We start from the raw sequence: 20,200 nt of genomic DNA, 5'->3' as shown, positions 1-20,200 counted from the left end.
GGGAAGCAACGCACATGGGACGTGTTGGCATAATACAGATGACATCTGGGCCTGATCCGAAAATCAATCTGGCCTGGATAGCACAAAGAGCAGAAGAGCTAGCTACTCAAGGCGTGCAATGGGTGGTTACCCCAGAAAACGCGCTCGTGTTTGGTAGCCGAGCTGATTATCATCAATATGCTGAAGCGCTTGGTAATGGTGAGATCCAGAAACAGCTGGCAGCTATCGCCAAAAATCACCGAATATGGCTCATCATTGGTAGTATGCCTATTCAAACGGAACGGGGAGTTACGACTACAAGTTTAGTGTTTGATGATTATGGTTCTCTTGTGGCGCATTACGATAAGCTGCATATGTTTGATGTCGACGTCGCGGATGGTCATAAACGCTACCGAGAATCGGACACTTTTACGCCAGGCAATAAAGTCGTGACTGTTGAAACGCCTTTTGCTCATCTTGGACTGAGTATTTGTTATGATGTGCGTTTTCCGCATTTATATTCTCAATTGGTGCGAGATGGCGCACAAGTGATGCTCGTCCCGGCTGCATTTACTGCGGTGACAGGTGCAGCACATTGGGAGACCTTATTACGAAGCCGAGCCATTGAAACTCAATCTTGGGTGGTGGCCGTAGGACAAGCCGGAGTACATCCGTGTGGTCGAGAAACATGGGGCCACTCTATGGTGGTTGATCCATGGGGAAGAATTATTACTCAGCTAGATCAACAAGCAGGCACTTTGGTTGCGGATGTTGATCTGGCTGTAAACGAACAAGTTAGGCAAAACATGCCAATCGAACGACACACTCGCTTCGATAATCACTTTCAAATTAATTATAAGAGCTAGATATGAGCATTAATCAGATTGAAGATGCATTACTAAAACCGACAGGGTTAACTGAGCAAGATATTGCTGATACTTTAGCGAGTATTGCTACGCGTCAAATTGATTACGCTGATATCTATTTCCAATCTAGTTGGCATGAATCGCTAGTGCTAGAAGACAGCATAATCAAAGACGGTTCATTTAACATCGATTGTGGTGTGGGCGTTCGCGCAGTAACGGGTGAGAAAACCGGTTTTGCATACTCAGACCAAATTCAGTTAGAAGGTTTGAAGCAAAGTGCGATTGCTGCTCGTGGTATCGCTCAGCAAGGTAAGAACGGTAAAGTACAAGCGTTTAAACGCAATCAAAATCAAGCTTATTATGATGCGGTTAACCCACTTGCAAGTTGGGAAAAACAGCAGAAAACTGAATTGCTTAAAGCGTTGGATGCCTATATTCGCACTAAAGAACCAATGGTTCAGGAAGTGTCAGTTAGCCTCAGCGGTGTGCATGAACAGATGTTAGTTGCTGCGACAGATGGCACTTATGCTGGCGATATTCGCCCGCTGGTTCGTTTGTCGATCAGTGTTCTAGCACAAAAAGGTGATCGTCGTGAGCGCGGCAGCGCTGGTGGTGGTGGCCGTTTTGGCTACGACTTCTTTTTGAGTGATGATAACGGTACTCAGATCGCGTATCAGTTTGCCGATGAAGCGATTCGTCAAGCGCTTGTGAATCTAGAAGCGGTAGCGGCTCCAGCTGGCGCTATGCCGGTGGTATTGGGTTCTGGCTGGCCGGGTGTACTATTGCACGAAGCAGTAGGTCACGGGCTAGAAGGTGACTTTAACCGTAAAGAGTCGTCGGTATTTTCTGGCAAGGTTGGCGAGCAAGTGACGTCGAGCCTATGTACGATTGTGGATGACGGTACATTGAAAGATCTTCGCGGCTCTTTGAATGTGGATGATGAAGGTGTGAACGGTCAATACAACACACTTATCGAAAATGGTGTGCTGAAGGGCTACATGCAAGATAAGCTGAACGCTCGCTTGATGGGCGTTGCACCAACGGGTAATGGCCGTCGTGAATCCTACGCGCACTTACCGATGCCACGTATGACGAATACTTATATGCTTCCAGGCGAGCACACACCTGAAGAGATCATTGCTACCGTTGAAAAGGGTATCTACGCGCCTAACTTTGGTGGTGGTCAGGTAGATATCACATCGGGTAAGTTTGTATTCTCAGCCTCTGAAGCGTACATGATTGAAAACGGTAAGATTACTCATCCGGTTAAAGGTGCGACGCTGATCGGCTCGGGTATTGAGGCGATGCAGCAAGTATCGATGGTCGGTAACGACTTGAGCATTGATCGCGGTGTAGGCGTATGTGGTAAAGCGGGACAAAGTGTTCCTGTAGGTGTTGGTCAACCAACGCTTAAACTGGATTCGCTAACGGTTGGTGGCACAGAGTAACTCTGGCTTTAAATTGATAGTAAAAAGCGCTTCCAACTGGAGGCGCTTTTTTATTGCGTTTTCTAAAAAGGTTACATGTTTTCTTCGGCGAATTCGGCCAATCGACTACGAACCACACCATTGAGGTGAATATTGGCACTGCCTTCGAAGTTTTTGAAACGCTCAACCATATAGGTGAGGCCGGATGTCACAGGTGTGAGGTAAGGAGAGTCGATTTGCGCCAGGTTACCCGAACACACAATCTTAGTGCCTTCGCCACAACGAGTGATGATGGTTTTTATTTGTGAAGCCGTCAGGTTCTGACATTCGTCGAGCAACACAAAGGCGTTTTGAATGGAACGTCCACGCATGAAGTTGATCGATTTAAATTGAATGTTGGCTTTGTCACAAATGTATTTTAAGGATCCCTCAGTGCAATGATCATTTTTGTGTAAGGCTTCCAGAGTATCGGTCACGGCCGCTAACCACGGCAGCATTTTTTCTTCCTCGGTGCCGGGCAAGAAGCCGATAGATTCCCCAATGTCTGGCGTATTACGCGTCACAATGATCTTATCGAACATGCTACGTTCTATGGTTTGCTCAAGAGCCGCAGCCATCGCCAGTAGAGTTTTACCACTACCCGCTGCACCAGTGAGGATCACCAAGTCGATATCAGGATCGAGCAGCGCATCCATTGCCATGCCTTGATAGATGTTTTTTGGGGTGATATCCCACGCTCTGCGATGCATCATTCGCTCGCGGCTGAGGTCGCGAAGGGTGACGGTATCTTGCGTGATTTCTTCGACTCGCCCTGCGAAATCACTGTCTTGATCGATCACGTACTGGTTGATGAAAGTTGGTTCAAAAGGCGCGCGGTCTATTGTGTGGAATGTTTTTCCTCCGAGCACCTTGCTTTCGACTTGCTCTACATCTTGCCAGAACTCACCTTCACGTTGCTGAAATCCTTTGGTTAGATATTGAACATCATCGATCAGTTGATCGGTTTGATAATCCTCAACAAAACGCACACCGGCACCTTTGGCACGAAGGCGCATATTGATGTCTTTGGTAATGAGTATGACTTCACGTGGAGCACGTTTATTTTGGAGGTGGAGTACACCGTTGAGAATACGGTTGTCGCCTGCTTTGTCTGCAAACGCTTTTACCGTTTCTTGCAGTTCGTAATCCGCAAGTATGGAAATAGTGCCGGAGGCATCAATGTCTTTAGAAAATGGGATGCCTTCTGAGATCTTATCAGGGGTAGCATCATGGAAAAGGTCTTCTAAGGCTCGAATCGCGACACGTGCATCACGAGCAACATCACGCTTGCTGTCTTTGATTCGGTCTAGTTCTTCAAGCACTGTCATGGGAATGACGACGTCGTGCTCTTGAAATGAGTAAATGGCGAAAGGTTCATGAAGTAGGATATTGGTATCCAGTACAAACAGTTTCCGATCGGTATCGCCCATAGCATCTCCTTGCCGCGGTGCGGCTTGCCTAGCATTGATTTATTGCCAGCAGAGGTAGCGGAGCATTCTACTTAGGTTGGTATTTCGGTAGGTTACTCAGCTACATACTTGCAAACCCAATTGATACCAGATGCGTATTTTAAGTTGAATCAAAATACGCATCGTTAGTATGAGTATAGCAATCTGTTTTCAATAGATTAGTCATGATTTTTTGACAGTTTGATTTCAATATCGAAAACGGAAAAAAAACCGTTGAAACTGCCCCTTTAAGCGTGACCTAAATCACAGCTTCAAGTAAGATTAGCGACCTTTTTCTGCGCCATTTACTCACAAGCTTTATTATCGTGAGTCGCATTTTTAGTGGCGGAAAGTTGAGCGTTTTTGACTAAGATAAAATGACCAATTGAGAAAAGATCACATAACAATATAAAAGATGAGGTAGTCGATTCATGACATTTGCTTTGGGGCAACGCTGGATAAGCGATACGGAAAGCGATTTAGGTTTAGGTACCGTTGTAGCAATGGATGCTCGAACCGTCACATTAATGTTTGCAGCATCAGAAGAAAACCGTGTGTATGCACGAAGCGATGCTCCCGTAACCCGAGTAACATTCAACGTTGGCGATGTCATTGAAGCCCAAGAAGGCTGGTCGCTAAAAGTTGAGCAAGTCATCGAAGACCAAGGTTTATTTACCTATCTTGGTACGCGAGAAGATACCGAAGAAGCTGAAGTGGCGTTACGTGAGATCTTCTTAAGCAACCAAATTCGTTTCAACAAGCCTCAAGACAAACTGTACGCTGGTCAAATTGATCGCATGGACAATTTCGTCCTGCGTTACCGTGCGCTTAGCAATCAATATCAGCAGCATAAGAGCCCGATGCGTGGCCTATGCGGCATGCGTGCAGGTTTAATTCCCCATCAACTTTATATCGCCCATGAAGTTGGCCGTCGTCATGCGCCTCGTGTTTTATTGGCCGATGAAGTTGGCTTAGGTAAAACGATTGAAGCGGGCATGATCATCCACCAACAAGTGTTGGCGGGCCGAGCGGAACGTATTCTTATCGTGGTACCTGAAACACTGCAGCACCAATGGTTAGTGGAAATGATGCGTCGTTTTAACCTGCACTTTTCTATCTTTGATGAAGAGCGCTGTATTGAAGCGTTCGCAGAGTCGGACAATCCATTTGATACTCAGCAATACGTATTATGCTCTCTTGATTTCCTACGTAAGAGCCGTAAGCGCTTTGAACAAGCGTTGGAAGGCGAGTGGGATCTATTGGTTGTCGATGAAGCGCACCACCTTGAGTGGAGTCAAGATAAGCCAAGCCGCCAGTACCAAGTGGTAGAAGGCCTTGCAGAAAATACACCTGGCGTACTGCTACTAACGGCAACTCCAGAGCAGCTAGGCCGTGAAAGTCACTTTGCTCGCCTGCGTCTCCTTGATCCAGATCGTTTCTACGATTACGAAGCCTTTGTAGCAGAAGAAGAACAGTACGCACCAGTGGCGGATGCGGTGACCGCACTGTTTTCAGGAATCAAGCTAGAAAATGAAGCCAAGAACCAGATCACCGAACTCTTGTCTGAGCAAGATGTAGAGCCACTATTCCGCATTATCGAAGGGGCTAGCTCTGAAGAAGACAAAGCTGCGGCTCGTCAGGAGCTGATTGATAACCTGATGGACCGCCATGGGACCGGGCGTGTTCTGTTTAGAAACACCCGCGCAGCGATCAAAGGGTTCCCTAAACGTAACGTACACCTTCTGCCAATGGATATCCCGAGCCAGTACACTACCTCTATGCGTGTATCTGGCATGATTGGTGGCAAGATGGCGCCTGAAGCGCGTGCGATGAAAATGCTTTACCCAGAAGAAATCTTCCAAGAGTTTGAAGGTGAAGATTCTAGCTGGTGGCAGTTTGATTCACGTGTGAATTGGCTACTTGATAAGATTCAAGAAAAGCGCAGCGAGAAGATCTTAGTGATCGCGTCTCGTGCGAGCACTGCTTTACAACTAGAGCAGGCACTGCGTGAGCGTGAAGGCGTGCGTGCAACGGTATTCCACGAAGGCATGTCGATTCTAGAGCGTGATAAAGCCGCGGCTTACTTTGCTCAAGAAGAGGGCGGTGCTCAGGTCCTTATCTGTAGTGAAATCGGCTCTGAAGGTCGTAATTTCCAGTTTGCGAACCAATTGGTGATGTTTGATTTACCATTTAACCCAGACTTGCTAGAGCAACGTATTGGCCGTTTGGACCGTATTGGCCAGCAGCGTGATATTGATGTACATGTTCCTTATTTGAAAGGCACATCACAAGCGATTCTGGCACGTTGGTTTGATGAAGGCTTGAATGCCTTTGCTGAAACTTGCCCGACGGGACGCACGGTTTACGATAAGTTCTCGGCTGATCTGATTGATATGCTGGCTTCTGGTAACACCGAACAGCTAGACGAAGTGATTGAAGAATCTGCGAAATTAAATCAAGCGTTGAAAGCGGATCTTGAGAAAGGCCGTGATCGTTTATTGGAAATGCATTCGAATGGCGGCGATAAGGCGCACGAAATTGCAGAGAAAATTGCGGCAACCGATGGCGATACCAACTTAGTCACATTTGCACTAAGCCTGTTCGATACGATTGGCTTAAACCAAGATGATAAAGGTGAAAACGCATTAGTGGTGACGCCATCTGAGCACATGATGGTACCAAGCTACCCAGGTTTGCCATACGAAGGTGCGACAATCACGTTTGATCGTGAAACAGCTTTGTCTCGCGAAGATATGAATTTCATCAGCTGGGAACACCCAATGATTCAAGGCGGTATTGATTTACTACTGAGTGAAGGCGTTGGCGCTTCTGCTGTATCATTGTTGAAAAACAAAGCGCTGCCAGTAGGTACCATTTTGCTTGAGTTGGTTTACCTTGTAGATGCGCAAGCACCTAAACGTAGTGGCATTAGCCAATTCCTTCCACAAACGCCAATCCGTTTGATGATGGATGCTCGCGGTAATGATTTATCGGCTCAAGTGGAGTTCGAAAGCTTTAATCGTCAGTTGAGCCCTGTGAACCGTCACTTAGCGAGTAAGCTAGTGAATTCGGTACAAGCCGATGTTCACAAGCTGATTGAAGCCGGTGAAGCGCAAGTATTACCGAAAGTGGAAGCGGTTCGTGAGCAAGCTCAAAAAGATATGCAAGCGAATCTAAATGGTGAGTTAGAGCGCCTTCAGGCTTTGAAAGCCGTCAACCCGAACATTCGTGATGAAGAGTTGGAAGCGATTGAGTCTCAAATTGAGCAACTGACAGGCTATATTGCCAAAGCGCAAGTTCAACTAGACTCGCTGCGTTTGATCGTGGTTTCACACAACTAGTTAGTTGTTGATTTAGAAAAAGATAACAAAAGCTCGAGTGTGAACTCGGGCTTTTTTGTGAGGTATAAAATGGCAATGCTTGAGTACACACCGCCAACGGAGCCTTGGATAGACATTGTTTACCAAGATGACGATATTTTGGTGGTGAACAAACCTTCAGGGTTACTTTCGGTTCCTGGACGACTCGCAGAACACTACGACAGTATGTGGAGTCGCTTGGTTGTCGAGTTTCCTGAGATTCAAGTTGTACATCGCTTGGATATGTCGACGTCAGGCTTAATGCTATTAGCAAAGCATAAAGAAGCGGAGCGTCATCTTAAAAAGCAGTTTCAGTATCGTTTAACACATAAGATCTACTATGCGCGTGTTTGGGGAAAAGTCGAAGAACAAGAAGGGTTAATCGACTTACCTTTGATCTGTGATTGGCCAAATCGACCAAGACAGAAAGTGTGTAATGAAGATGGCAAACCTTCGCAAACGCGTTATCAAATCGCAGAGCATGAAGAGCAAACCACCTTGCTACGTTTGCTGCCAATCACAGGCAGGTCTCATCAATTGCGTGTTCACACGATGGAAATTGGCCACCCGATCGTAGGAGATGAATTTTATGCAACGCCGGAAGCGCTAGCGTACTCTGATCGTCTTGAATTACACGCCTGCGAATTGAGTTTTTATCATCCGGCTGATGACCAGTTGTTCACAGCGTTCGTGCCGTGTGACTTCTACCCACAAGCGACGCCACAGGTTAAAACACATTTCGAAATTGCGCCTGAACTACCAGATTATAAAACGTTGAAAGCGTAGACTATCGAGTTCTATTTATCGTTTTGCAAGGAAGTCATATGTCTAAGTTAACCGTGGTCTTTTTAGATAGGGCGACGATACCGACTCAAATTACACTGAATACTCCGAGTTTCGAGCATGAGTGGATTGAATATGACTTTACAAAGCCAGAGCAAGTCGCTGAACGAATCATTGATGCCGATATCGTTATTACGAATAAAGTCATATTGAGTAGTGAGTCTCTTAAAGAGGCTGCCAAATTACGGTTAATCGCAGTGTCTGCTACTGGGGTGAATAACGTTGATTTGAGTTATTGCGCAAGTGCGAATATTGCTGTGACAAATATTCAAGGTTATGCCACCCAATCCGTGCCTGAACATGTGATGGCGATGTTATTCGCGTTAAAGCGCAATCTCGTTGGTTATCATCAAGATATAGCGGCTGGTGAATGGCAACGTAATAAGCAATTTTGCTTTTTCACTCATCCTATTCAAGATATCGCGGGGAGCACGCTTGGTATTATTGGCAGTGGCGGTTTAGGGCAAGCGACGGCAGCATTAGCAAAATCTCTCGGTATGAATGTGATGTTTGCAGAGCGCAAAGGTGTTCAAAATTGTCGTGAAGGGTATCTTCCATTTGAGTTGGTCTTGCAGCTAGCCGATGCGATTACAATGCACTGCCCGTTAACAGACGACACGCATAATCTTATTGGTGAGCGAGAGCTGAACATGATGAAGGCTTCCTCTGTGTTGGTGAATGCTGGGCGAGGCGGTCTAGTCGATGAGCAAGCGCTCGTTGCGGCTTTAAAAGAAAGTAAGATCGCAGGGGCAGGAGTGGATGTGTTCACTCAAGAGCCTGCGGATGAGAGTAATGTGTTAATTGCTAACATGGCGATGCCTAACTTGCTACTTACACCGCATGTAGCGTGGGGAAGCGACTCCTCAATTCAAAAGTTGTCTGATATCTTAATCGACAATCTCAATGCATTTGTTCGAGGTGAGATGCAAAACCGAGTGGTGTAACTACTTGGCTATCGATTCAAATATTTATATCGATTCCAATAAAAAGGGTGACATTACGTCACCCTTTTTCGTTGTATTCCATTCAACGCTGCGTGTCTAACCTTGCGGTTTCACAACCAGTACGTTGATTGGTGAATTCTGTACGACTTTGCTCGCAACTGAGCCTAGTACCACCTTGTCGATCTTAGAGCGCTTATGGCTTGGCATGATGATAAGATCCGCGCCTAGCTTCTCTGCGTGCTCTAGAATCGTTGAGTATGCTTTACCTTCCGCTACGTGAACCTTATAAATCACTTCGTCATCGATATGTTGATCAGCGAATTCTTTAAGCTGGTTCTTAACGTCGATCTTCATTTGATTAGCGGCATCTTTTGGGAAGTAAGACGCGACCATAGACATATGAATGCCAGGTAAAACATTCAGTAGATGCACTTCTGCATTACTGTGTTTTGCATGCCAAACTGCAAGTTCAACGGCTTTGTCAGAAAAGCCTTTATCGTTTAAATCTACTGGAACAAGGATCTGTTTATACATGTTTTACTCTCTTATTAATGAACACCTAGTGATGACCTAGGTGCTGCCATTATCCTTTCCATTACTTAGGGCTAGCCAGAAGCTAGCCCTAGGTATTACGCGCTGATTTCATCCTTACGAGCGCGTCTTCTTTGATTCATTGCTAAGCCAATCAAAATGATTAGAGATGGTAAGAATACCCACTCTTTCATTGGACGGTCTGCATCTTGGATAACCGACTTGATTTCCCAATCGAAATCGATACCTGAAGCTTCAGCTGGACTACCAAACTCAACCATGTCGACAATCATCTTGCCGTCAGTTTCCGTTAGCATTAAACCCATTGACGCCACGCGGTCTTCACCGGTTGTTGCAGAATCTTCAAATGGAAGACGAACGGTTTTCTCTGAGTAATCACCTTCTAGGTTTTCACCACCCACTCTTAGCTCTAGCGATTCTCCCACAGATAGACCTTCTGTGATTTGAGCAATCTCAACTCCAGGAGAAAGAACCTTCGCCGGGTAAATCATGTCCCACCAGAAGCCTGGACGGAAAAAAGAGAACGTTAGTACGATAAGCAGTACCGTTTCCCACCACTTGTTCTTAGTAAACCACCAACCTTGCGTTGCAGCTGCAAAGATTAATACTGCGGTTACGGAAGAGAAGATCGTTAATGCTAAATGCCACCAAGAATCAATGCCCATCAACAGTAGTTGGGTATTGAAGATGAACATGAATGGCAATATCGCAGTTCGAATATCGTAGGTGAAACCTTGGATACCAGTTCGAATTGGATCTGACTTCGCAATTGCCGCTGCTGCAAATGCCGCTAGGCCTACAGGAGGAGTATCATCTGCGAGAATACCGAAGTAGAACACGAATAAGTGAACCGCAATCAGAGGGATGATTAAGCCGTGCGCCGCGCCTAAAGTCACAATTACTGGTGCCATTAGAGTCGATACAACGATGTAGTTTGCCGTTGTTGGCAAGCCCATACCTAAGATTAAGCTGATCACTGCGGTAAATAGCAACATAAGGATGATGCTACCGCCTGAGATAAACTCAACGAAGTCGGTCATCACAAGGCCAATACCAGTCAGTGTTACCACACCAACCACAGTACCAGCAGCAGCTGTCGCCACACCGATACCGATCATATTACGAGCACCAGAAACTAAACTCTCGGCTAGGTCAACAAAGCCCGCTTTAGTTTGTTCTGCAATATCATCAGTTTTTGACATCATCGCCATTAGTGGGCGCTGAGTGATCAAAATGAAGATCATGAAGACCGTTGCCCAGAATGCAGATAAACCTGGAGAGAAACGTTCAACTGTTAAACACCATACCAATACAACGATAGGCAATAGGAAGTGTAGGCCTGACTTAATCGTTGGGCCTGGATCTGGAACTTCTTTCAGATCTGCATCGATTTCCATGCCGCCTTCTTTCGCGTACTTCGCAGATACACGAACAAGTGCTAAGTATGAGATCAATAGAGCAACGGTGACAATTGGAGTTGCCGCAGCGCCAAAGACATCTTTCGTCCAACCAACACCGTAGTAAACTAGCGCGCTGATCACGCATAAACCTAAAATGGTTCCGGTGAACGACAGCAAGCTTTGTATGATAGTAGGAGTATGGCGACGAGGTAAACCAGTCATGCCCGCTTTACATGCTTCTAAGTGAACAATGTAAATTAGCGCTACGTATGAAATTAGCGCTGGCAATAGAGCCGCTTTGATAACTTCAACGTAAGAAATACCCACGTATTCCACCATCAAGAATGCGGCAGCACCCATGATTGGTGGAGTCAACTGGCCATTGGTTGAAGCCGCAACTTCTACCGCACCCGCTTTTGTGCCCGGGAAACCAACACGTTTCATTAACGGGATTGTGAAGGTACCAGTCGTTACTACGTTTGCGATAGATGAACCAGATACAAGGCCTGAAAGACCTGACGCTACAACGGCTGCTTTCGCTGGGCCACCTTTCATATGACCAAGCAGTGAGAATGCTACTTTAATGAAGTATGCACCTGCACCTGCTCGCTCAAGCATCGCGCCAAATAAAACAAACAAGAATACAAAAGAAGTGGATACACCTAGTGCAACACCGAATACGCCTTCAGTTGTTAGCCATAGATGTGACATTGCTTTATTTAGGCTTGCACCTTTATGTGCAATAACGTCTGGCATGTAAGGGCCGCCAAAGGTGTACAGCAAGAATACAGCTGCCACAACCATGAGTGGTGGACCTAATGCACGACGTGTCGCTTCTAACAGCAGTACCATACCGGTAACTGCAGCCACAATATCAAACGTGGTAGGAGCGCCCGAACGGCCGGCCAGCTCTGTATAGAAGACATAGATATAAGCCGCTGAAAAACTACCAGCCAGCGCGAGTACCCAATCCATTGCTGGAATGTAGTCACGTGGAGAATTTTTCAGAGCGGGATATGCTGTGAATGCTAAGAAAATAGCAAAAGTTAAGTGAATTGCTCGTGCTTGCGTGTCGTTTAGTACAGCAAAATCAAATATAAACGGTAGTGGTGATGCATACCAAAGTTGGAATAGCGACCAACACAGCGGTACAAACCATAAAATTCGTCCTTGAATACCTTTAGGGCTTCTTGCCCCAGTATCGGCTTGGGCCACCATTTCTTGCACATCTGAAGACGGTGTATTTGTCTGCGTCATGTACTTTATCCTTATTATTGATGGTCTAGTCATTATCAATGACTGATTAGAACCATATTTAGCATCTATTAGTGTAGTGAATAGATGGAAAATTGCTCTTAGTTTCGATTTATCTCAGGCTTATTACGAAGGTTAGTCATCAAAAATGAGACGACTTTAAAAGTGTTTCTCGTATCGCACTGAATTGGTTTTATTTTATAAAGTGCGAAAAACCAATAAGGAGGCTCAGGCCTCCTTATTGGGTCAGTAGGCTAAAGTCAGATTACTTTAGAAGACCTACTTCTTTGTAGTATTTAGCTGCACCTGGGTGAAGAGGGATAGAAAGACCAGCTTTCACCATGTCTTCTTTCTTCAGGTTAGCAAACGCTGGGTGTAGGCGTTTGAATGTATCGAAGTTTTCGAATACTGCTTTAGCAACATTGTAAGCAACATCTTCAGAAACTTCTGTCGTTGTTACCATAGTTGCTGCAACACCAAAGCTGTTTACGTCAGCATCAGTACCACGGTACATGCCAGCTGGAACTGTGCTGTATGCGTAGTATGGGTTATCTGCAACGATTTTATCGATTTGAGCACCAGTTGCTGATACTAATTTAGCATCACAAGATGTTGTTGCTTCTTTGATTGAACCGTTCGGGTGGCCAACCATGTAGATGAATGCATCAATCTTGTTATCACATAGTGCTTGAGAACGCTCAGAACCTTTAAGCTCAGATGCTAGTTTGAAGCTGTCGTTAGTCCAGCCCATAGCATCCATCACAACACCCATAGTTGCGCGGTCACCTGAACCAGGGTTACCGATGTTTACACGCTTACCTTTTAGGTCAGAAACGTTATCGATACCCGCGTCAGAGCGCGCAATGATGTTGAATGGTTCTGTGTGTAGAGAGAACATTGCACGTAGCTTCTTGTACTCGCCTTGCTCTGCAAACTTACTTGTACCGTTGTAGCCGTGGTACTGCCAGTCAGACTGAACAACACCAAAATCAAGCTCACCTGCACGCATAGTGTTTACGTTGTAGATAGAACCGCCAGTTGATTCAACTGAACAACGAATGTTGTGGTCTTTACGACCCTTGTTCACTAGCTTACAGATAGCACCACCAGTAGGGTAGTAAACACCAGTTACAGAACCAGTACCGATAGTGATGAACTCTTGAGCGTTAACCGCGCCAGCGCCCATTACAGCAGCTGCAATTGCACCGACTTTAACAAGTTTGTTAAATGCCATGAATTTCCCTTCCTTTATTCATTATTAACCCTGAAACAATTGTAGTTGTTTCTGGAGTTTCCTATGTGGAAACGGCATCTTTTTCAATCCGTCCGATGAAAAAGTGGCTGAATAATAACAAAAATTGGCAGAAAATTACCCAATTGTTAAAACATATAACGAAAAAGTCTAAATTTTGATGCAATAATAATGAAGTTTTAGTTAGATTATGTTTTTAAAAATCAATGATTTGCTGCGAAATTTGGAAGGGGAGGTGGATATTCTAGGATGTGAGATGGATCACGGAAGAAATGATTGTTAGTGATCCATCGAATTTTAGAATGTTTTACTGGATTTTTTGTATGCTTCTTAACCTGCGTATTCGAAAAGCTCACATACAGAATCAAATAACTGTTTAGTTGTAACAGAAAGAGTCGGTGTGATGAAGATTGTGTCATCGCCTGCGACGACTCCTAAAATACCTTCAGACTTACCTAAAGAATCCAGCAAGCGAGCGATAAGTTGTGCTGCACCTGGGCCAGTATGGATCACGACAAGCGCTGCGTTGTGGTCGATATCTAGAACCAACTCTCTAAGTGAGCTCGACACGGTTGGTACACCCAGCTCTGCAGGTAGGCAGTAAACCATTTCCATTTTAGCATTGCGAGTTCTCACTGCGCCAAACTTAGTCAACATGCGTGAAACTTTAGATTGGTTGATGCTTTCAAACCCTTCGTGTTTCAGAGCATCGACAATTTCACCTTGGGAGCCAAAACGCTCTTCTTTTAGTAACGCTTTAAAAGCGCGAACTAAGTTGTCTTGTTTTTCTGTATTGCGCATGGTTTTAATCTTTTTTGTTAACAAAGTCATTGCTGCATATTCTCGCATACATATTCACTATTAACCAAAGTATCCGAGTAATTTGTTAGTCACATCACTGTAAAAACTATATGGAATATTATGCTTTTTGGGCGTTTGGCTTTTGTCCTAAATCGTGTTTATCCGCATAATGCTATTGCCTTGCATCGCACGTGTTTATTGACTTGCGCAAGGTCGCAAAGATGACGTTAATTGATTGTAATCAGTTTGTGATTACTATAGTTTTCTACTCGAATTCGATTAGAAAACACCCTATAAAAACCTTATAAGAGAATTACTCTCAAGGAGAATAACAATGAAAGTAGCTGTTATTGGTGCCGCTGGTGGCATCGGTCAAGCCCTAGCTCTATTACTGAAAAACCGTCTTCCTGCTGGATCTGATTTAGCTTTATACGATATCGCACCGGTAACACCTGGTGTTGCTGCCGATCTAAGCCACATCCCAACACCTGTTTCGATCAAAGGTTACGCTGGCGAAGATCCAACGCCTGCGCTTGAAGGTGCTGATGTAGTACTTATCTCTGCTGGCGTTGCTCGTAAGCCTGGTATGGATCGTGCGGATCTTTTTAATGTAAACGCTGGCATTGTTAAATCTCTAGCAGAAAAAATTGCGGTTGTTTGTCCAACGGCTTGTGTAGGTATCATCACTAACCCTGTGAATACAACAGTGCCAATCGCTGCTGAAGTTCTTAAGAAAGCAGGTGTTTACGATAAGCGTCGTCTATTCGGTGTAACCACTCTTGATGTTATCCGCTCAGAAACTTTCGTTGCAGAACTTAAAGATAAAGATCCAGGTGATATCCGTGTTCCTGTTATCGGTGGTCACTCAGGTGTAACGATTCTTCCTCTTCTTTCTCAAGTTGAAGGCGTTGAATTTACTGCTGAAGAAGTTGAAGCGCTAACTAAGCGTATTCAAAATGCTGGTACTGAAGTTGTTGAAGCAAAAGCGGGTGGCGGTAGTGCAACTCTATCTATGGGCCAAGCAGCATGTCGCTTTGGTTTAGCACTTGTGAAAGCTTTACAAGGTGAAGAGAACGTAATTGAGTGTGCATATGTAGAAGGCGCAGGTGAGCATGCACCGTTCTTCGCACAACCAGTTAAACTAGGCAAAGAGGGCGCAGAAGCGATCCTTAGCTACGGCGACCTAAGTGATTACGAGCAGTCTGCACTAGACAGCATGCTTGATACACTAAACGGTGACATCGAAATTGGTGTTGAATTCGCTAAGTAGTGAATGACGTTAGATAAAAGAAAGCCGATCAAAAGATCGGCTTTTTTGTGTCTGCAATATAACTATTTATATTGAAGAACTGCTGACGTTAGCGACGCCAGCATTCAGTGATTACTTAGTTCGTTTAACGGCTAGGTGAGCGAGCGTCACCAAAGCTTGTTTGTATTCAGACTCAGGCAGCACATCAAGCTCTTTGATTGCTTTGTCTGCTTCTTCATAAGCTTTATTGGTTGTGTACTCTAGAGAGCCTGTATCACTCATAGCAGCCAGAATCTCATCGAGCCTTTCCATGCCATTTGCTTTTTCAATTGCTTCACGGATCATGGCAGATTGCGCTTCTGTACCATTATGCATAGCGTAAAGAAGAGGTAGTGTCGGTTTTCCTTCTGCTAGGTCGTCACCAACGTTTTTACCCATTTCTTTACCGTCAGAAGTGTAATCCATGACATCGTCAATGAGCTGGAATGCAGTGCCTAAATACTTACCGTAGTTCTGCATCGCTGTTTCTACTTCCGGAGATGATTCAGTCAATATCGCGCCAATCTGTGTGGCTGCTTCAAACAGTCGAGCTGTTTTTGAGTAAATCACCTGCATGTAACTTTCTTCGGTCGTGTCAGGGTTATTACAGTTCATCAATTGCTGAACTTCACCCTCTGCAATCACATTCACCGCTTCACTCATCAGGTCAAGGATCTTTAAAGATCCTAGTTTTGTCATCATTTGGAATGAGCGTGTGTAAATGAAATCACCAACTAGGACGCTTGCTGCATTTCCGAAAGCTGCATTTGCAGTCGCTTTGCCGCGACGCATATCCGATTCATCGACAACGTCGTCGTGAAGCAAAGTTGCGGTATGAATGAATTCAATAAAGGCCGCAGAGGTGGTGTGAGCTTCGCCTTGGTAACCCAGTGCGCGAGCTGACAAGATAGCAAGCAAAGGGCGAAGGCGTTTACCGCCACCGCTTACGATATAAAAACCGAGCTGATTGATTAAACTTACGTCAGAATTGAGTTGAGCTTGAATTGTTTCATTCACTTTTGCCATATCATCGGCAGTAAGCGCTTGGATAGCTTTAAAATCCATTATTCATCCGGCTGAGGTTAGAACCTGTAAGGCTTATTCGTTATATTTAATTGACGAATGATACACTAAAAAACGTTGATTAATACATCACTTAAGGGCATGATTGCCGCACTTTTCTTCGGCGATTAGCTTTTCGCCAATTTTTTAAAAATATGGCTTGTCATAGCCGCATGATTCCCGTAGAATCTGCGCCCTATTGATTAGTTTAGCGCACACCCGAGTTGTACAAATAACAACCATAGGCTGTGCGGAAAAAGCGGAGTAAAATATGTACGCTGTTTTCCAATCTGGTGGCAAACAACACCGTGTAAGCGAAGGTCAAACTCTTCGTTTAGAGAAATTAGACGTTGAAACTGGTGCAACTGTTGAATTTGATAAAGTTCTTCTAGTTGCTAACGGTGAAGAAATCACTGTTGGTGCACCTCTTGTTGAAGGTGGTAAGATTACTGCGGAAGTAGTACAACACGGTCGTGGCGATAAAGTAAAAATCGTTAAGTTCCGTCGTCGTAAGCACTCTCGTAAGCAAGCTGGCCACCGTCAGTGGTTCACTGAAGTGAAAATCACTGGCATCAACGCTTAAGTTATAGGAGAGTTTAACAATGGCACACAAAAAAGCTGGCGGTTCTACTCGTAACGGCCGCGATTCAGAAAGCAAACGTCTTGGTGTTAAGCGTTTCGGTGGTGAATCTGTTCTTGCAGGTAACATCATCGTTCGTCAACGTGGTACTAAGTTCCACGCTGGCACTAACGTTGGTATCGGTAAAGACCACACTCTTTTCGCTCTTACTGAAGGTAAAGTGAAGTTTGAAGTTAAAGGTCCTAAAAACCGTAAATTCGTTAGCATCGATTCTGAGTAATTAGATGTTAGCTGAATAGCTTTAATTAGCTTTAAGCTGAATTCAAAAGCCCTGCCGATTCGGCGGGGTTTTTTATTTATAGCGGGATCAAAAAAGCAGTTACTCTTTTAACGTGTACAGAGAGTCGCTTCTTTTTTGTTCCTGATTGCAGAAAGGCCCTAGATCTTAGGTGATCGATCTAAACTCGGATCTGCTAGAATTTATATCATCCCCTGAGGATGGTATTGCAACGCAAACATGCGGAGTGAAAGATGAAATTCGTTGATGAAGCGGTAGTAAAAGTTGAAGCCGGTGATGGCGGTAATGGTACCGTTAGCTTTTGGCGTGAGAAGTTTGTAGCTAAAGGTGGCCCTGATGGTGGTGACGGTGGCGATGGTGGTGACGTTTATATCCAAGCGGATGAAAACTTAAATACGCTGATCGATTACCGTTTTCAACGCTTTTACAACGCTGACCGTGGTGAGAATGGCCGCGGTGGTAACTGTACTGGTAAACGTGGTAAAGACATTACCTTGAAAGTACCAGTTGGTACACGTGCTGTAGACATCCACACAAATGAAATTGTGGCGGAAGTTGCTGAGCATGGTAAGAAAGTGATGGTCGCGAAAGGCGGTTGGCACGGCTTAGGTAACACGCGTTTCAAATCTTCGGTAAACCGTGCTCCTCGTCAGAAGACGATGGGTACTAAAGGTGAAGTACGTGAACTACGTTTAGAGCTTCTGCTACTTGCTGACGTTGGTATGCTTGGCTTACCAAATGCAGGTAAATCAACCTTTATCCGTTCTGTATCAGCAGCTAAACCTAAAGTAGCTGACTATCCATTTACTACTCTAATTCCAAGTTTGGGTGTAGTGAGTGTGGTTCCAGAGAAAAGCTTTGTTGTAGCCGATATTCCAGGTCTTATCGAAGGCGCTGCAGATGGCGCAGGCTTAGGGATTCGATTCTTGAAGCACTTAGAACGTTGTCGCGTTCTGCTGCATATGATCGATATCATGCCAATTGATCAGTCTGATCCAATTCAAAATGCTCTAACGATCATTGATGAGTTGGAACAATACAGCGAAAAAGTAGCGGCTAAGCCTCGTTGGCTAGTGTTCAACAAAGTTGACCTAATGCCAGAAGAGGAAGCGCAAGAAAAGATCCAAGAGATCTTAGACGCGTTAGGTTGGGAAGGTGAGTACTTCCAGATTTCAGCAGTGAACAAGCAGGGCACGAAAGAGCTTTGCTACAAGTTAGCTGATTTTATGGAAACTCTACCTCGCGAAGCCGAAGAAGTTGAAGAAGAAGATAAAGTCGACTTCATGTGGGACGACTACCACAAAGATGCAATGAGTGGTAAGAACGTCGTGACCGAAGATGACTGGGATGATTGGGATGACGAAGAAGATGACGGACATGTTATCTACGTTCGAGACTAATTAGCTCTATGCTTAATAAAAACCGCAATGAAAATTGCGGTTTTTTTGTATCTAAATCATGTCAGGGTCAGTGAAAGTCATGCAAACTTCTGTCTAGGAACTTTAATCACATGGAAGGAATCATGACTTCGAAACAAAGGGCGATTTCTCGCCTTGTAGCTCAGTCCGGGCAAACGCTGTTGGCTCATGGAGCGGAAAGTACTTTGGTCGGTGATATTATGCGAAGAATAGGTATCGCAAGTGGTGTCGATGAAGTGGAGGTGGCGCTCTCGGCTAACTCTTTAGTGGTTACTACTCGTATCGGAGATCATTGCATCACCACCACACGAAGTTGTGTTGATCGTGGTATTAACATGCGTGCTATTACTCAGATTCAACGCATTTGTATCATGATGGAGAAAGGCATTCTAGACGCTACGCTTGCTCAGCGTAAGCTGAATTCGATAAGCCCTGAGCGATACAATCGCTGGTTAGTTGTTTTTATGATCGGGCTATCGTGTGCTTCTTTTAGTCGCTTGGCCGGAGGTGATTGGCATGTATTTGCTATGACTTTTCTTGCGTCCTCCCTTGGAATGATCGTTCGCCAAGAAATCGGCCATCGTCACTTCAATCCACTCTTAAATTTTGCCGTAACCGCTTTTGTTACGACCTATGTATCTGCTCAAGCTGTGATGCATGGTATTGGGAATCAACCAACCATCGCGATGGCGTCTTCTGTACTCATGCTCGTACCCGGTTTCCCTTTAATTAACTCGGTTGCCGATATGCTGAAAGGCCATATCAATATGGGAATAGCGCGATTTACAATGGCGAGTTTACTTACTCTTGCGACCAGCCTGGGCATTGTGGGGGCAATGAGTATCACTGGTGTATGGGGGTGGATAAGATAATGGATCTAACTGCACTATTCACAGGCCTAGCTAATGATATGTTTTTTGCTGCGATCCCTGCGGTGGGGTTTGCTCTAGTATTTAACGTTCCACAACGAGCACTTATCTATTGCGCATTGGGTGGGGCACTTGGCCACGGAAGCCGATACTTGATGATGGAATTTGGCATACCAATCGAATGGGCGACATTTTTCGCTGCGACGGTTGTCGGAATGATCGGTGTTCATTGGTCGCACCGATTACTTGCTCACCCTAAAGTGTTTACCGTTGCTGCTTTGATTCCTATGGTGCCTGGGGTATTCGCGTTCAAAGCAATGATCGCAATGGTGGAAATTAATAATCTTGGTTATACGCCAGAATTGTTAGCAACGTTGATGGAAAATTTCTTGAAAGCGATGTTTATTATTGCTGGCTTAGCGATTGGATTAGCCATGCCGGGACTGCTATTCTATCGCCGTCGCCCGATCGTCTAGAGCGTATTCGGGATAACGGAACGTTACCAAGCACAGATAGGACCC

General features: G+C 45.0%; 16 protein-coding genes and 1 pseudogene. 11 read left to right on the top strand and 6 right to left on the bottom strand.

From position 1 onward, the window contains the following. The first annotated feature begins 14 nt into the window (after positions 1-14). Positions 15-845 carry a carbon-nitrogen hydrolase family protein gene (locus ELZ11_RS16130; protein ID WP_137358441.1) on the top strand — a complete coding sequence of 277 codons (831 nt, stop codon included), beginning with the start codon at positions 15-17 and terminating at the stop codon, positions 843-845. A gap of 2 nt (positions 846-847) precedes the next feature. Further along, a complete protein-coding gene (gene tldD, locus ELZ11_RS16125; RefSeq protein ID WP_137358440.1) occupies positions 848-2,293 on the top strand; it encodes a metalloprotease TldD in 1,446 nt (481 codons plus the stop codon). A 71-nt stretch (positions 2,294-2,364) separates the two neighbouring features. Here the strand turns inward: tldD and ELZ11_RS16120 are convergent, their stop codons facing one another. Then, positions 2,365-3,741, bottom strand: a complete 1,377-nt coding sequence (locus ELZ11_RS16120) for a PhoH family protein (protein WP_137358439.1) — start codon at positions 3,739-3,741, stop codon at positions 2,365-2,367. Between the two features lie 449 nt (positions 3,742-4,190). On the opposite strand from ELZ11_RS16120, the gene rapA reads away from it, so the two are divergent. From rapA to ELZ11_RS16105, 3 genes and pseudogenes are all read left to right on the top strand, one after another. Next, positions 4,191-7,100, top strand: coding sequence for an RNA polymerase-associated protein RapA (gene rapA, locus ELZ11_RS16115; protein WP_137358438.1), 2,910 nt, complete (start codon positions 4,191-4,193; stop codon positions 7,098-7,100). A 30-nt stretch (positions 7,101-7,130) separates the two neighbouring features. Next, positions 7,131-7,904: pseudogene (gene rluA / locus ELZ11_RS16110) on the top strand (bifunctional tRNA pseudouridine(32) synthase/23S rRNA pseudouridine(746) synthase RluA); the annotation flags it as partial. A 38-nt stretch (positions 7,905-7,942) separates the two neighbouring features. Beyond that, on the top strand, positions 7,943-8,905 hold the full coding sequence (locus ELZ11_RS16105) for a D-2-hydroxyacid dehydrogenase (RefSeq protein WP_137358436.1): 963 nt from the start codon (positions 7,943-7,945) through the stop codon (positions 8,903-8,905). Positions 8,906-9,001: 96 nt separating this feature from the next. Here ELZ11_RS16105 and ELZ11_RS16100 read toward each other — a convergent pair whose 3' ends face one another. The 4 genes from ELZ11_RS16100 to argR form a co-directional block, all read right to left on the bottom strand. Further along, positions 9,002-9,439: a universal stress protein gene (locus tag ELZ11_RS16100; RefSeq protein ID WP_137358435.1), complete on the bottom strand. Its 438-nt coding sequence runs from the start codon at positions 9,437-9,439 to the stop codon at positions 9,002-9,004. 95 nt (positions 9,440-9,534) lie between these two features. Beyond that, positions 9,535-12,114 carry a TRAP transporter permease gene (locus ELZ11_RS16095; protein ID WP_137358434.1) on the bottom strand — a complete coding sequence of 860 codons (2,580 nt, stop codon included), beginning with the start codon at positions 12,112-12,114 and terminating at the stop codon, positions 9,535-9,537. 262 nt (positions 12,115-12,376) lie between these two features. Next, complete coding sequence (locus ELZ11_RS16090; RefSeq protein WP_137358433.1) at positions 12,377-13,345, bottom strand: TAXI family TRAP transporter solute-binding subunit; 969 nt, start codon at positions 13,343-13,345, stop codon at positions 12,377-12,379. 348 nt (positions 13,346-13,693) lie between these two features. Continuing rightward, positions 13,694-14,164, bottom strand: coding sequence for a transcriptional regulator ArgR (argR, locus tag ELZ11_RS16085; protein ID WP_137358432.1), 471 nt, complete (start codon positions 14,162-14,164; stop codon positions 13,694-13,696). Between the two features lie 334 nt (positions 14,165-14,498). Between argR and mdh the strand changes: the two genes are divergently transcribed. After that, on the top strand, positions 14,499-15,434 hold the full coding sequence (gene mdh / locus ELZ11_RS16080) for a malate dehydrogenase (protein WP_137358431.1): 936 nt from the start codon (positions 14,499-14,501) through the stop codon (positions 15,432-15,434). A gap of 111 nt (positions 15,435-15,545) precedes the next feature. On the opposite strand, the gene ispB is transcribed toward mdh, so the two are convergent. Next, a complete protein-coding gene (gene ispB / locus ELZ11_RS16075) occupies positions 15,546-16,517 on the bottom strand; it encodes an octaprenyl diphosphate synthase (protein ID WP_137358430.1) in 972 nt (323 codons plus the stop codon). A gap of 268 nt (positions 16,518-16,785) precedes the next feature. Here ispB and rplU point away from each other — a divergent pair, with 268 nt between their 5' ends. From rplU to ELZ11_RS16050, 5 genes are all read left to right on the top strand, one after another. Then, positions 16,786-17,097 (top strand): 50S ribosomal protein L21, encoded by a 312-nt coding sequence (rplU, locus tag ELZ11_RS16070; RefSeq protein ID WP_137358429.1) that lies wholly within the window; start codon positions 16,786-16,788, stop codon positions 17,095-17,097. Positions 17,098-17,116: 19 nt separating this feature from the next. Further along, positions 17,117-17,374: a 50S ribosomal protein L27 gene (gene rpmA / locus ELZ11_RS16065; RefSeq protein ID WP_032553028.1), complete on the top strand. Its 258-nt coding sequence runs from the start codon at positions 17,117-17,119 to the stop codon at positions 17,372-17,374. 251 nt (positions 17,375-17,625) lie between these two features. Further along, complete coding sequence (cgtA, locus tag ELZ11_RS16060) at positions 17,626-18,792, top strand: Obg family GTPase CgtA (RefSeq protein WP_137358428.1); 1,167 nt, start codon at positions 17,626-17,628, stop codon at positions 18,790-18,792. A 122-nt stretch (positions 18,793-18,914) separates the two neighbouring features. Continuing rightward, complete coding sequence (locus ELZ11_RS16055; protein WP_137358427.1) at positions 18,915-19,682, top strand: threonine/serine exporter family protein; 768 nt, start codon at positions 18,915-18,917, stop codon at positions 19,680-19,682. Continuing rightward, on the top strand, positions 19,682-20,155 hold the full coding sequence (locus ELZ11_RS16050; RefSeq protein WP_167494708.1) for a threonine/serine exporter family protein: 474 nt from the start codon (positions 19,682-19,684) through the stop codon (positions 20,153-20,155). The genes ELZ11_RS16055 and ELZ11_RS16050 overlap by 1 nt, the downstream gene beginning before the upstream one ends. The last annotated feature ends 45 nt before the right edge of the window (positions 20,156-20,200 follow it).

The sequence above is a fragment of the Vibrio profundi genome, from assembly GCF_005281835.1.
GTDB lineage: Bacteria > Pseudomonadota > Gammaproteobacteria > Enterobacterales > Vibrionaceae > Vibrio > Vibrio profundi.
This window is presented reverse-complemented; position numbering and strand designations above follow the sequence as displayed.